General features: G+C 73.5%; 12 protein-coding genes. All 12 read left to right on the top strand.

What is annotated here, in order from left to right; all coding sequences use genetic code 11:
• Window positions 1-6: 6 nt before the first annotated feature.
• The 12 genes from ACZ6S6_RS28915 (at window position 7) to ACZ6S6_RS28860 (ending at window position 13,042) form a co-directional block, all read left to right on the top strand.
• A complete protein-coding gene (locus ACZ6S6_RS28915) occupies window positions 7-2,202 on the top strand; it encodes an acyl-CoA dehydrogenase (protein ID WP_469707553.1) in 2,196 nt (731 codons plus the stop codon).
• 1 nt (window position 2,203) lies between these two features.
• Window positions 2,204-3,094 (top strand): MaoC/PaaZ C-terminal domain-containing protein, encoded by an 891-nt coding sequence (locus ACZ6S6_RS28910; RefSeq protein ID WP_469707551.1) that lies wholly within the window; start codon window positions 2,204-2,206, stop codon window positions 3,092-3,094.
• Window positions 3,091-3,738, top strand: coding sequence for a PaaI family thioesterase (locus tag ACZ6S6_RS28905; RefSeq protein WP_469707549.1), 648 nt, complete (start codon window positions 3,091-3,093; stop codon window positions 3,736-3,738). The genes ACZ6S6_RS28910 and ACZ6S6_RS28905 overlap by 4 nt, the downstream gene beginning before the upstream one ends.
• A 14-nt stretch (window positions 3,739-3,752) precedes the next feature.
• Window positions 3,753-4,514, top strand: a complete 762-nt coding sequence (locus ACZ6S6_RS28900; RefSeq protein WP_469707547.1) for an SDR family NAD(P)-dependent oxidoreductase — start codon at window positions 3,753-3,755, stop codon at window positions 4,512-4,514.
• A 281-nt stretch (window positions 4,515-4,795) separates the two neighbouring features.
• A complete protein-coding gene (gene casI / locus ACZ6S6_RS28895) occupies window positions 4,796-6,457 on the top strand; it encodes a steroid-22-oyl-CoA synthetase (RefSeq protein ID WP_469707545.1) in 1,662 nt (553 codons plus the stop codon).
• Window positions 6,458-6,527: 70 nt separating this feature from the next.
• Window positions 6,528-7,694 carry an acyl-CoA dehydrogenase family protein gene (locus tag ACZ6S6_RS28890; RefSeq protein WP_469707543.1) on the top strand — a complete coding sequence of 389 codons (1,167 nt, stop codon included), beginning with the start codon at window positions 6,528-6,530 and terminating at the stop codon, window positions 7,692-7,694.
• Entirely contained in the window at window positions 7,691-8,650 is a 960-nt protein-coding gene (locus ACZ6S6_RS28885; RefSeq protein ID WP_469707541.1) for a bifunctional MaoC family dehydratase N-terminal/OB-fold nucleic acid binding domain-containing protein, read from the top strand. Before ACZ6S6_RS28890 ends, ACZ6S6_RS28885 begins: the two co-directional genes overlap by 4 nt.
• Complete coding sequence (locus ACZ6S6_RS28880) at window positions 8,650-9,768, top strand: acyl-CoA dehydrogenase family protein (RefSeq protein WP_469707539.1); 1,119 nt, start codon at window positions 8,650-8,652, stop codon at window positions 9,766-9,768. Before ACZ6S6_RS28885 ends, ACZ6S6_RS28880 begins: the two co-directional genes overlap by 1 nt.
• Window positions 9,765-10,199 carry a MaoC family dehydratase gene (locus ACZ6S6_RS28875; RefSeq protein WP_469707537.1) on the top strand — a complete coding sequence of 145 codons (435 nt, stop codon included), beginning with the start codon at window positions 9,765-9,767 and terminating at the stop codon, window positions 10,197-10,199. Before ACZ6S6_RS28880 ends, ACZ6S6_RS28875 begins: the two co-directional genes overlap by 4 nt.
• Entirely contained in the window at window positions 10,196-11,380 is a 1,185-nt protein-coding gene (locus tag ACZ6S6_RS28870; RefSeq protein ID WP_469707535.1) for a lipid-transfer protein, read from the top strand. Before ACZ6S6_RS28875 ends, ACZ6S6_RS28870 begins: the two co-directional genes overlap by 4 nt.
• Entirely contained in the window at window positions 11,377-12,234 is an 858-nt protein-coding gene (locus tag ACZ6S6_RS28865) for a MaoC/PaaZ C-terminal domain-containing protein (protein WP_469707533.1), read from the top strand. Before ACZ6S6_RS28870 ends, ACZ6S6_RS28865 begins: the two co-directional genes overlap by 4 nt.
• Window positions 12,227-13,042, top strand: coding sequence for a 2-keto-4-pentenoate hydratase (locus tag ACZ6S6_RS28860; RefSeq protein ID WP_469707532.1), 816 nt, complete (start codon window positions 12,227-12,229; stop codon window positions 13,040-13,042). The genes ACZ6S6_RS28865 and ACZ6S6_RS28860 overlap by 8 nt, the downstream gene beginning before the upstream one ends.
• Window positions 13,043-13,113 lie beyond the last annotated feature (71 nt).

Raw genomic sequence — 13,113 nt, 5'->3', positions numbered from 1 at the left:
CGCGCCATGACCATCGGACTCACCCAGGAACACCGCGACCTGCGCGACGCCGTACGCGCCTTCGCGAACCGGCACATCACCGAGGACACCCTGCGCGCGGCGGCCGACGCCGGCAAGGAGACCGTCCCCGCCCACTGGAGCGGCCTCGCGGAACAGGGACTGCTCGGGCTGCACCTGCCCGAGGAGGTGGGCGGCGCCGGGTACGGACTCGTCGAACTCGCCGTCGTCACCGAGGAACTGGGTCGCGCGACCGCCCCCGGACCCTACCTGCCGACGACGCTCGCCTCGGCCGTCCTGCACGCGGCCGGACACCGCACCTACCTCGCCGCGCTCGCCGCCGGCACCACCCTCGGCGCGGTCGGACTCGGCCCCGGCACCCTCGCCCTGGCGCGCGCCGCAGACGGCACGGTCACCGTCACCGGAACGTCCGAACTCGTCGTCGGCGGACACCTCGCCGACGTGTTCGTCCTGCCCGCCTCCGACAACGGCCGCACCACCTGGCTGGTACTGCCCCGCGCCGCCGTGGACACCACCGACGTCCGCAGCCACGACCTCACCCGCCGCTCGTCCAGGGTGACCGCACGGTCGGTCCCGGTGCCGGCCGCCGATCTGCTCGGCCTCGATCCGCAGCAGCCCCTGGACCTCGCCGCGACACTGTTCGCCGCCGAGTCCTCGGGCCTCGCGGACCGCTGCGTGACCACCGCCGCACAGTACGCCCGGGTCCGGGAACAGTTCGGCCGCCGCATCGGCCAGTTCCAGGGCGTCAAGCACCGCTGCGCCCGGATGCTCGCGCAGGCCGAACAGGCCCGCGCCTGCGCCTGGGACGCCGCCCGCGCGGCCGGACCCGGCGGCGCGGGCGACGCCCGTGAGGCCTCGCTGGCCGCCGCCGTCGCCGGAGCGGCCGGCGTCGACGCCGCGTTCTGCGTCGCCAAGGACTGCATCCAGGTGCTCGGCGGCATCGGCTTCACCTGGGAGCACGACGCGCATCTCGCGCTGCGCCGCGCCCAGACCCTCCGGATCGCGCTGGGCCCGTCCGCCGCCTGGCGCCGCCGGGTCGCCCGCCTCACGCTGGAAGGCACCCGCCGAACACTGGGCGTGGAACTGCCCGCGGAGGCCCAAGCCGTCCGCGAGGACATCCGCGCCGAGCTGCGGCTCGCCGCCGCCCTGGACGGCGAGGAACGCCTCGACCACCTCGCGGACCACGGCTACACCGCCCCCCATCTCCCGGCGCCCTGGGGCAAGGGCGCGGACCCGGTGACGCAGCTCGTCATCGCCGAGGAGCTCCGGGCCGCTGACCTCACCCCCGTCGACATGATCATCGGCGGCTGGGTGGTGCCCACGCTCATCGCCCACGGCGACCCGGCCCAGCAGGAGCGGTTCCTCGGGCCGAGCCTGCGCGGCGACACCGTCTGGTGCCAGCTGTTCAGCGAGCCGGGCGCGGGGTCCGACCTCGCCGGGCTCAGCACCCGCGCCGAGAAGGCGGACGGCGGCTGGCGCGTCACCGGCCAGAAGGTGTGGACGTCCATGGCCCGCGACGCCCACTGGGGCGTCCTGCTCGCCCGTACCGACACCGACGTGCCCAAGCACAAGGGGATCTCCTACTTCCTCCTCGACATGACGAGCCCCGGCCTCGATATCCGGCCGCTGCGGCAGATCACCGGCGACGCCGAGTTCAACGAGGTCTTCCTCGACGAGGTGTTCATCCCCGACGAGCTGCTCGTCGGCTCCCCGGGCGACGGCTGGAAGCTCGCCCGCACCACCCTCGCCAACGAACGCGTCGCCCTGTCCCACGACTCGGTCGGCTCCGGCGCCGAGGCGCTCCTGGAGATCGCCGCCGCCTCGGACGGCCTCGACGACGAACAGCTCACCACCCTCGGCGGCCACCTCTGCGACGCGCAGTCCGGCGCCGTCCTCGCCCTGCGCACCACCCTGCGCACCGTCTCCGGACAGCAGCCGGGCGCCGAGGCGTCCGTCGCCAAACTGCTCGGCGTCGAACACCAGCAGCGGGTCTGGGAGACCTGCGTGGACTGGCAGGGCTCCGCAGCGCTGACCGGCGAGGGCGAACGCCTCGACGCCACCTGGCAGTTCCTCAACGCCCGCTGCCTGTCCATCGCGGGCGGTACGACGGAGATCCAGCTGAACATCATCGGCGAGCGCATCCTCGGCCTGCCGCGCGACCCCGAGCCCACCGAGAAAGGCTGACATGCCCATCGACCGAGAGAAGGCGCTGACCGCGGACCCGTCCGTCCGCGAGATCCGCTGGACCACCCGCGACGTACTCCTCTACCACCTGAGCCTCGGCGCGGGCGCCGACGCGGCCACCGGCCCCGAGCTGCACCTGACCTTCGAGAACGGCCTCGCCGTGCTGCCGACCTTCGCGGTGGTGGCCGGCTCCGGGATCTCCTGCGGCGAGGAGGCCGCACCGGGATTCCACCTGCCCGGCATCGACATCGACCTGCGGGCCCTGCTCCACGCGGGCCAGGGACTCCAGGTGCACCGGCCGCTCCCGGCATCGGGCACCGCCACGCTCCGCTCGCGGGTCGCCGAGATCCGGGACAAGGGCACGGCCGCGCTCCTCGTCCTGGAGTCCGCGGCCACGGACGCCGGCGGCGAGCCGCTGTGGACCACCACCACCCGGATCTGGGCACGCGGCGAGGGCGGCTTCGGCGGGGAGCCGGGACCGGAGGAGCGCTGGGAGGCACCGGACCGGCCCGCCGACTCCGTCCTCACCTGCGCCACCACACCTCAACAGGCCCTGTGGTACCGGCTCAACGGAGACCTCAACCCGCTGCACGCCGACCCCGCGTTCGCGCGGGCCGCCGGATTCGACCGGCCGATCCTGCACGGGCTCGCCTCCTACGGGCTGGTCTGCAAGGCCCTCGTCGACGGGGTGCTCGACGGCGACGTCACCCGGCTCACCGGGCTCACCGTCCGCTTCGCCGGTCCTCTCGTCCCCGGGGAGACCCTGGTGACCTCCGTATGGCACGACGCACCGGCCGGCGACGGCACCGGGCGGCTCGTGCTGCACGCGGCCTGCCCCGAACGCGACGGCGCGCCCGTGCTCACCCACGCGACGGCGACGGTGACCTCATGAGCGTCCCCCCGCACGACACCACCGCGCCCGCCACCGGCCCCAGGCTGGTCGCCGAACCGCACAAGGACGGCGTCGACGCCGCGGTCGCCGCGGCCCGCCGGGTGGTCGCCGCCCTGCTCCGTGCCGGCGACCGGTCCGGCGCCGACATGGACGCCATAGCCGCACAGCTCGACGCCGTCGCCGACGGGCTCACCGAGAGGGCCCCGTCCATCGAGGACCGGCTCGCCGGGATGTGGCGCGGCGAGGGCGTCACCCGGCACGACCCCGTCACCGGCCCGGAGAACGCCCTCGCCCCGCCGCTGCACCTGCGCGGCAAGGACGACGGCTCCGTGGAGGGCGTCGTGACGCTCGACCTGCCCTACCAGGGACCGCCCGGCCATGTGCACGGCGGCGTCTCGGCCCTGCTCCTCGACCACACGCTGGGAGTGGCCAACCACTGGGGCGGCCCCTCCGGGATGACCGCGGAGCTGACCCTGCGCTATCTGCGGCCCACCCCGCTGTTCGAGCCCCTGACGGTCACCGGGCGCCAGATCTCGGTGGACGGCTCGCGGATCCGCACGGTCGGCGAGATCTCCGCCGGCGGCCGCAGCTGCGTCACCGTGACGGGTCTGTTCATCAACAAGCATATTCCCCGGCCGAGTTGAGAGGAGTGGAGCCCATGCGGAACCTCGACGGAAAAGTGGCGGTCATCAGCGGAGCCGGCCAGGGCGTGGGCCGGGGCATCGCACTCGCCCTCGCCTCCGACGGAGCATCCGTCGCCGTCCTCGGCCGGACCGCGGCGAAGCTGGAGGCGACGTGCGCGATGCTGCACGAGCGGGGGGCGAAGGCCGAGCCGTTCCTCCTCGACGTACGGGACACGGAACGGATCCCCGCCGTGGTGGAGGACGTCGCCGAACGCTTCGGCCGGATCGACATCCTGGTCAACAACGCCTACACCGGCTGCTACGGGCCACTGCTCTCACTGAGCGACGAACAGTTCCAAAAGGGCTTCGACAGCGGCCCGTTCGCGGCGTTCGCCTTCATGAAGGCAGCGCACCCGCACCTGAAGCGCGACGGCGGGGGAGTGATCATCAACCTGGTCACCTCCGCCATGGTCCGCTGGGACCTGAGCACCTACGGCGCGTACGCGGCCGCCAAGTCCGCGCTGCGCTCCCTGACCCGGGCCGCCGCCAACGAATGGGGCCGCGACGGAATCCGGGTCAACGCCATCGCCCCGCACGCGACCTCGCCCGCCTACGCCGGCTGGCAGGACGCCCACCCCGAGGAGGCCGCCGAGTTCTGCGCGTCCATCCCGCTGGGGTACGTCGGTGACTGCGAGCAGGACATCGGACGCGCGGTCGCGATGCTGTGCGGCCCGGACGCCCGCTATCTGACGGGCGCCACGGTGCCTCTCGACGGCGGCCAGGCCAACTTCGGCTGACCGAGGAGGAGACGGCCGGGCGGACGGAGCCAGCCCCGCCGGCCGTCTGTTCCGGCCCCGTTTCCGGACCTTTCCGGGGTCCTCCTCCGGACTCTCCCGGTCAGCGGGACCGTCCCGGCCGGGCCGCCCCGACCACGGCTAGCGTCGCCACCGGCGCGGCGCGGACCGCGACCCCCCGCGCCCCCTCCGGGCGCCACGACCACCACACGACGCGTACCCCGCGCCGACCCGTCCGCGTACCGACACCGGCAGACCCGGGCACCGGGTGAGAGGGACCGACGTTGCCACACGAGACCATTGCCGACCTGCTGCTCGCCCGGTCCGGGGACGACCGCCCGGGACTGCTGACCCGTGAACGCACCTGGACCTGGGACGAGGTGGTCAAGCAGAGCGCGGCCCGCGCCGCCTGGGCCGAGAAGCTGCGCACCGAGGGGCCGTTCCACATCGGCGTACTCCTGGACAACGAGCCCGAGTACGTCTTCTGGCTGGGCGCCGCCGCCCTCGCCGGCGCGGCCGTCGTCGGCATCAACCCCACCCGGCGCGGCGCCGAACTCGCCCGGGAGGTGCGGCACACCGACTGCCAGGTGATCGTCACCGACCGGGCGGGCGCCGCCCTGCTGGACGGCCTGGACATCGGTGTGGACCGCGACCGTTTCCTCGTCGTCGGCACACCGGAGTACGGGACCGGCCTCGCCGCCCACACGGACGCGGTCCGGCCCCGACGCGCCCCCGACGTCACCGCCACCACCCGGATGCTGCTGCTCCTGACCTCGGGCACCACCGGCGCGTCGAAGGCGGCGATCTGCTCCCAGGGCCGGCTCGCCGCCCTCGGTGCCTCCAACTGCGCCAAGTACGACATCACCCGCGCCGACACCTGCTACTGCCCGATGCCGCTGTTCCACGGCAACGCGCTGATGGCCCTGTGGGCCCCCGCCCTCACCGCGGGCGCCGCCATCGCTCTCACCCGCAAGTTCTCCGCGTCCGGATTCCTCCCCGACGTCCGCCACTTCGGGGCCACCTACTTCACCTACGTCGGCAAGGCGATCGGCTACATCCTGGCCCGCCCCGAGACCGGACAGGACGCCGACAACCTGCTCACCCACGCCTTCGGCACCGAGGCGTCCCCCGAGGACGCGGCCCTGTTCCTGCGGCGCTTCGGCTGCCGTCTCGTCGAGGGCTACGGTTCCAGCGAGGGCAGCGGAATGCTCAGGCGGGTCCCCGGGGCGCCCACGGGCGCGCTGGGCATGCCGGCCCGGCCCGGCGTCCGGATCGTCCACTCCACGACCCGGGCGACCTGCCCGCCCGCGGAACTCGACTCCTACGGGCGGGTCCGCAACCCGGAAGAGGCCGTCGGCGAGATCGTCGACACCGAGGGCGCAGCCCGCTTCGAGGGCTACTACAACAACGAGGCGGCGAACGCCGAACGCGTCCGGCACGGCTGGTACTGGACCGGCGACCTCGGATACGTGGACGAGGCCGGCTACTTCTACTTCGCCGGCCGCTCCGGCGACTGGATACGGGTCGACGGCGAGAACACCTCCGCCCTCCTCACCGAACGCGTCCTGCGCAGGCACCGGGCCGTCGTCGCCGCCGGAGTCTTCGGCGTGCCCGACCCGCGCTCCGGCGACCAGGTCATGGCCGCCGTCGAGATCGCCGGCGGCACCCGCTTCGAGGACCTGGACCTGCCCGCCTTCCTGGCCCGCCAGGAGGACCTGGGCAGCAAGGGCGCCCCCCGCTTCGTCCGCGTCTCGCACGCGCTGCCCACCACCGGCTCCAACAAGCTGCGCAAGAAGGAGATGCAGCTCGAGGGCTGGCGCACGGACGACCCGGTGTACCGCTGGGCGGGCCGGGGCGAGCCCGCGTACACGCTGATGACCGACGACGAAAAGGCCCTGCTGCACGGCGAGTTCCTGGCCAACGGGCGCGCACGCTTCCTGCCCTGACAGCGCGCCACCCGCCCCGGCCGGGGGCCCGCACGTCCGCCCCGGCGGCGACACCCGAGGAGAACCACACATGCAACTGCGCGAGAGCGCCGCGCACCAGGAGCTGCGGCGGGAACTGCGGGCGTACTTCTCGGGTCTGATGCCCGAGGACGAACGCCGCCGCACCGGCGAGGAGGGCGTGGGCGGCGACCGCTTCCGCGAGGTCGTCGAACGGCTCGGCTCGGACGGCTGGCTGGGGATCGGCTGGCCCACCGAGTACGGCGGCCAGGGCCGGCCCGCCGAGGACCAGTACGTCTTCTTCGACGAGGTCCAACGGGCGGGTCTGCCCTTCCCGTTCGTCACGGTCAACACGGTCGGGCCGACCCTCATGGCCCACGGCTCGGAGGAGCACCGCAAGCGGTTCCTGCCCGGCATCCTCTCCGGCGACATCGTGTTCGCGATCGGCTACACCGAGCCCGCCGCCGGCACCGACCTCGCCTCCCTGACCACCCGGGCGGTCCGGGACGGCGACACCTACCTCGTCAACGGCAGCAAGATCTTCACCAGCGGCGCCAACACCGCCGACTACGTGTGGCTCGCCGCCCGCACCGACCCGGACGCCCCCAAGCACCAGGGCATCTCCATCCTGATCGTGCCGACCACCGACCCCGGCTTCTCCTGGAGCCCCATCCGCACCGTCGGCGGGATGGTCGTCACCGCGACGTACTACAGCGACGTCCGGGTCCCGGCCACCGACGTGGTCGGTGAGGTGGACGGCGGCTGGCGGCTGATCACCGCGCAGCTCAACCACGAACGCATCGGCCTCGCCGCCCTCGGCGGCCGCATGATCCAGCTCTGGGAACGGGTCCTGGACTGGTCCCGGGAGAACGGCACGGCCGAAGTGCCGTGGGTACGGCAGGAGTTCGCCCGCACCCACGCCCGGCTGGAGGCGATGCGGCTGATGAACTGGAAGATGACCGCGGCCGTCGCCCGTGCCACGCTGACCGGCGCCGACGCGGGCGCCGCCAAGGCGTACGGCACCGAGACCCATATCGACGTCCAGCGCGCACTGACCCAGATCCTCGGCGCGGCCGGGCGCATCCGGCCCGAATCGCCGGGCGCGGTCCTCGCCGGGGAGGTCGAACAGCTCTCCCGGCAGGGCATCGTGAACACCTTCGGCGGCGGCGTCAACGAGATCCTGCGCGACATGGTCGCCACCCAGGGACTCGGACTGCCGCGCAAGGGGCGTGGCGCATGACCGGGCACGGCGAGCACGCACCGGGGTACGAGGAGCGGCTCCAGGCCTTCACCGGGCGCGAACTGCGCGCCCTCACCCCGGCGCAGGACCCGGTCAACCAGCCGATGATCCGGCACTGGGCCGAGGCCATGGGCGACACCAACCCGGTGTACACCGACGACGCGGCGGCCCGCGCCACCGGCCGCGACGGGGTGGTGGCACCCGCGTCGATGATCCAGGCCTGGACGATGCCCGGCTACGCGGCCACCGTCGCCGCGCGGCCCGGCGGCCCGAGCGGATTCGACGAACTGGTCGCCCTCCTCGACGAGGGGGGCTACACCTCCGTGGTGGCCACCGACTCCGAGTTCACCTTCCTGCGGGAGCTGGCGCCGGGCGACCACGTCGCCGTGCGGGAGACCGTCGAGTCGGTCTCGGACCGGAAGCGGACCGGCCTCGGCCCCGGTCGGTTCGTCACCACCCTCAAGACGTACACCGACCAGCACGGCGAGACGGTCGCCACCCAGCGGTGGCGGACCCTGAGGTTCAGCCCGGCGCCCGGGGAAGCCCTCGCCCCGCGTCCCCGCCCCGCGGTCAACCGTGACAACGCCTTCTTCTTCGAGGGCGCGAACCGGCACCGGCTGCTCATCCAGCGCTGCGCCGACTGCTCCGCCCTGCGTCACCCGCCGGGCCCCTGCTGCCCTGAGTGCCGGTCACTGGAGTGGGACACGGCCGAGGCCTGCGGTCGCGGCAGCGTCTACAGCTTCGTCGTGAACCACCACCCGCGCCACCCCGCCTTCGAGTCGCCGTATCTCGTCGCTGTCGTCGAACTCGCCGAAGGCACCCGGCTCATCACCGGCCTGACCGGTGTCGCGCCCGAGGACGTCACCATCGGCATGCCCGTGGTCCTCGACTGGCTCGACGCCGGCCCCGAACCGACCCTGCCGGTGTTCCGGCCCGCCCCGATGGAGGCGCCCTGATGGATTTCTCCCTGGGAGAAGAGCTCGAAGCGGTACGTGACCTGGCCCGGGAGATCCTCACCGACCGCGCCACGCCCGAGCGGCTGCGCGAGGTGGAGAGCTCCCCGACGCGCGTGGACGAACGGCTGTGGGCGGACCTGGCCGCGGCCGGACTCCTCGCGGCCGTGCTCCCCGAACAGGACGGCGGCGCGGGGCTCGGCATGGCCGGACTCTGCGTCCTCCTCCAGGAGCAGGGCCGGCAGGTGGCCCCGGTGCCGCTGTGGCCCGCGCTGACCGGTGCGCTCACCGTGGCCGCGTACGGCAGCCGGACACAGCGGTCCGGGCTGCTGCCGGGCCTGGTGGACGGCAGCGCCCGGCCGACCGTCGCCCTGGAGGAGTTCGGCCCCGCCGATCCGCTCAGGCCCCGGACGGCCGCCGTCCAGGACGGGACGGGCTGGCGGCTCAGCGGCGTCAAGGCCGTGGTGCCCGCACCGGCCGGTGCGCGGCAGGTACTGGTGACCGCCGCCACGGGCGACGGGCCGGGTGTCTTCCTGGTCCGCGCGGACGCCTCCGGGGTGAGCCGGGAGTACGCCGAGACCACCAGCCACGACCTGAGCGCCCACCTCACCCTCGACGGCGCCCCCGCCGAGGCCATCGGCGCGCCGGGCAGCGGGGCCGTGGAACACCTCGTCCGCAACGCGTTCCTGGCCCTGGCCGCCGTCCAGGTGGGGGTGGCCGACGGGGCACTGGCGCACGCGGCCGCCCACCTGCGCGGCCGCGAGCAGTTCGGCCGCCCCCTCGCCACCTTCCAGGCCGTGCAGCACCAGCTCGCCGACTGCTACATCGACATCGAGGCGATGCGGGTCACCCTCTGGCACGCGGTGGACGCGCTGGCCCCGCCCTTCGACGCCCAGGCCGCCGACCGGGCCGCGCTGGTCGCCAAGTGGTGGGCCACCGAGGGGGGCCTGAACACCGTTCACCGGGTCCAGCACGTGCACGGCGGCATCGGCGTCGACACCGACTACCCGGTACACCGCCACTTCCTGTGGGGCAAGCAGATCTCCACCACCCTGGGCGGCGCGGGCGCCGACCTCGAACGCCTCGGCGCCCTGGTGACCGCCGGGGCGGTGACCGCGTGACCCCGCAGCCGGGCACCCGCCACCACTCCGGCGTGGCCGTCGGGGACGTACTCCCCGAGCTGTCGATCCCGGTCACCCGCGCCCTGATCGTCGCCACCGCACTCGCGAGCCGCGACTACCAGGACGTGCACCACGACCCCGCACTCGCCCGGGAACGCGGCTCCAAGGACATCTTCATGAACATCCTGACCAGCAACGGCCTGGTCGACCGGTACGTCACCGGCTGGGCCGGTCCCGCCGCCGTCGTCCGGGCCATCCGGATCAGACTCGGCGCCCCCAACCACCCAGGCGACACGATGGTGCTCACCGGCACGGTCACCGGGAGGTCCGACGCGGACCGCAGCATCGAGATCGCCGTCCGGGGCACCAACAGCCTGGGCGCCCACCTCACCGGGACCGTATCCGTGCGACTTCCCCCGGAGGCACGATGAGTACGCCGACGAGGCTGTCCGGGGCGGCCGCCGTGGCCGGCATCGGCGCCACCGAGTTCTCCAAGGACTCCGGCCGCAGCGAACTCGGGCTCGCCTGCGAGGCCGTGCTCGCCGCCCTCGCCGACGCCGGGCTGAAACCCTGCGACGTCGACGGGCTGGTCACCTTCACCGCGGACACCAACTCCGAGATCCACGTGGCCCGCAACACCGGGATGGGCGATCTGACGTTCTTCTCCCGCATCGGGTACGGCGGCGGGGCCGGCTGCGGCACGGTTCAGCAGGCCGCCATGGCCGTGGCCACCGGGATCGCCGATGTGGTCGTCTGCTACCGGGCGTTCAACGAGCGGTCCGGCGAGCGGTACGGGCTCGGGCAGGCCGACCGGCCCATGGACACCGGCGCGGACCGGGCCGCCTACGCCTGGATGACCCCGTTCGGGCTGAGCACCCCCGCCCAGTGGGTCGCCATGTTCGCCCGCCGCTATCTGCACGAGTACGGCGCGAGCACCGATGACTTCGGCCGGGTCGCCGTGGTGGACCGCAAGCACGCCGCGAACAATCCGGCCGCGTGGTTCCACGGCCGCCCCATCACTCTGCAGGACCACCGCGACTCCCGCTGGATCGCCGAACCGCTGCGGCTGCTCGACTGCTGCCAGGAGACCGATGGCGGCCAGGCCCTGGTGATCGTCTCCGCCGAACGCGCCCGTGACCTTCCCCGGCCGCCCGCGGTGATCCGCTCGGCCGCACAGGGACTCGGCGCCGACCAGCACATGATGACCAGCTACTACCGCCCCACCATCACCGGCATCCCCGAAATGGGCCTGGTGGGACGGCAGTTGTACGGGCAGAGCGGGCTGGGGCCCGACGACATCGACGCGGCGGTCCTCTACGACCACTTCACCCCGCTGGTCCTTCCCCAGCTGGAGGAGCTGGGCTTCTGCAAGCCCGGCGAGGCCAAGGACTTCATCGCCGACGGCCACCTGGAACTCGGCGGCCGGCTGCCCTTCAACACCCACGGCGGGCAGCTCGGCGAGGCGTATCTGCACGGCATGAACGGCATCGCGGAGGGCGTCCGGCTGATCCGCGGCACCTCGGTGAACCAGCCGGACAGGGTCGAGCACGTCATGGTCACCGCCGGCACCGGAGTCCCCACCAGCGGTCTGATCCTGGGGGCCGACCGATGACCGCCTCCCCGTGGCAGGGCCGCGAACTCGGCACCCGTACGGTCTCCTTCACCGCGCGCGACGCGATCCTCTACGCACTCGCGGTCGGCGCACCGGCCGACCGGCTCGATCTGGTGTACGAGGAGCGGCTGCGGGTGCTCCCCACCTTCGCGCTGACCCTCGCCCAGTGGGCGCCCGACGCCCTCGGCGCCCTCGGAGCCTTTGACGTCGCCACCGCCGTGCACGGCAGCCAGCACCTTCTGGTGAAGCGGCCGCTGGAGCCATCGGGCGAGCTGACGACGACGGCACGGGTCGCCCGGGTCCGGGACAAGGGATCGGCCGCCGTCTTCGACGTGGAGGTGTCCTGCGCGTACTTCACGGCGACCTGGTCGATCTTCGCCCCCGGCGCCGGCGGCTTCGGCGGCGAACGCGGTCCGTCCGCCCCGCGCCGCCCGGACCGGCCGGCCGGGCACACCCGGACCGTACTCACGCACTCCCGGCAGGCGGCGCTCTACCGGCTGCTCGGCGACCGGCACGCCATGCACATCGATCCGGCGGCGGCGAAGGCCGCCGGGATGCCCCGGCCCTTCCTGCACGGACTGTGCACGCTCGCCACCAGTCTGCTGCCACTGGCCGACGACCTCGGCGCGCACCCCGCCGGTCTCGTGGAGCTGGAGGCCCGGTTCGCGGCGCCGGTCTTCCCCGGTGACCGGCTCACCGCGCACGGCTGGGACGACGCCGGGGGCGACGACGAGGGGCGCGGTGCCGCCGTGCGTTTCGAGGTGGCCGCCGACGACGGCCGCACGGTGCTCTCCGGCGGCCGCGCCCGGTTCGCCACCGACCCGCCCACCCAGAAGGAGACCCCCGATGCTTGAAACCGCGCAGCGCGCCGAGGCCGCCGAGGCGCTGTGGGCCGCACAGCGTGACCGGACCCCGGTCGACCCGCTGACCACCGGCTACCCGGCCATCGAAGCGGCCGACGCCTACGAGATCCAACTGATCAACATCAGAAGGCAGTTGGCCGAGGGTCGTACCGTCAGCGGGCACAAGGTCGGGCTGTCGTCGAAGGTCATGCAGCAGATGATGGGCGTGGACGAACCCGACTACGGCCACCTGCTCTCCGACATGGTGCTGCCCGAGGGGACCCCCGTCGGGACCGACCGCTACTGCTGCCCCCGGATCGAGGTCGAGATCGGGTACGTACTCGGCCGGAGCCTGCCAGGGGAGGGATGCACCGCGGCGGACGTCCTCGCGGCCACCGAGTACGTCGTCCCGAGCATCGAACTCATCGACAGCCGGATCAAGGACTGGCGGATCGGGCTCGCCGACACCATCGCGGACAACGCGTCGTCCGCCGGGGTGATCCTCGGCTCCGCCAGGGTCGGGCCGGACAGCCTGGACCCGGCCGACATCGACGCGGTGCTGTACCGGGGCGGCGAGGAGATCGCCCGCGGCAACACGAGCGCGGTGCTCGGGGACCCGACCGAGGCCGTCGCCTGGCTGGCCCGCAAGGTGGCGTCGTACGGGGTGGTGCTGGAGGCCGGGCACGTCATCCTGCCGGGCTCGTGCACCGGGGCGGTGGACGTGCGGCCGGGGGACGAGTTCCGCGCCGAGTTCGAGGGGCTCGGCTCCGTCTCGGTCGGCTTCGTCCACTCAACGGGACAGCACCGGCCCAAAAACTGAAATTGATACTAGTTTCGGCGGCCTGGGCGCACTCCGGGACATCTCCGGGGCGCGCCCGCGTATCCATCGGC

The organism is Streptomyces sp. NPDC048671, assembly GCF_055587045.1.
The sequence above is the reverse complement of the archived record's forward strand: the minus strand, read 5'-3'. Positions and strand labels throughout refer to the sequence as shown.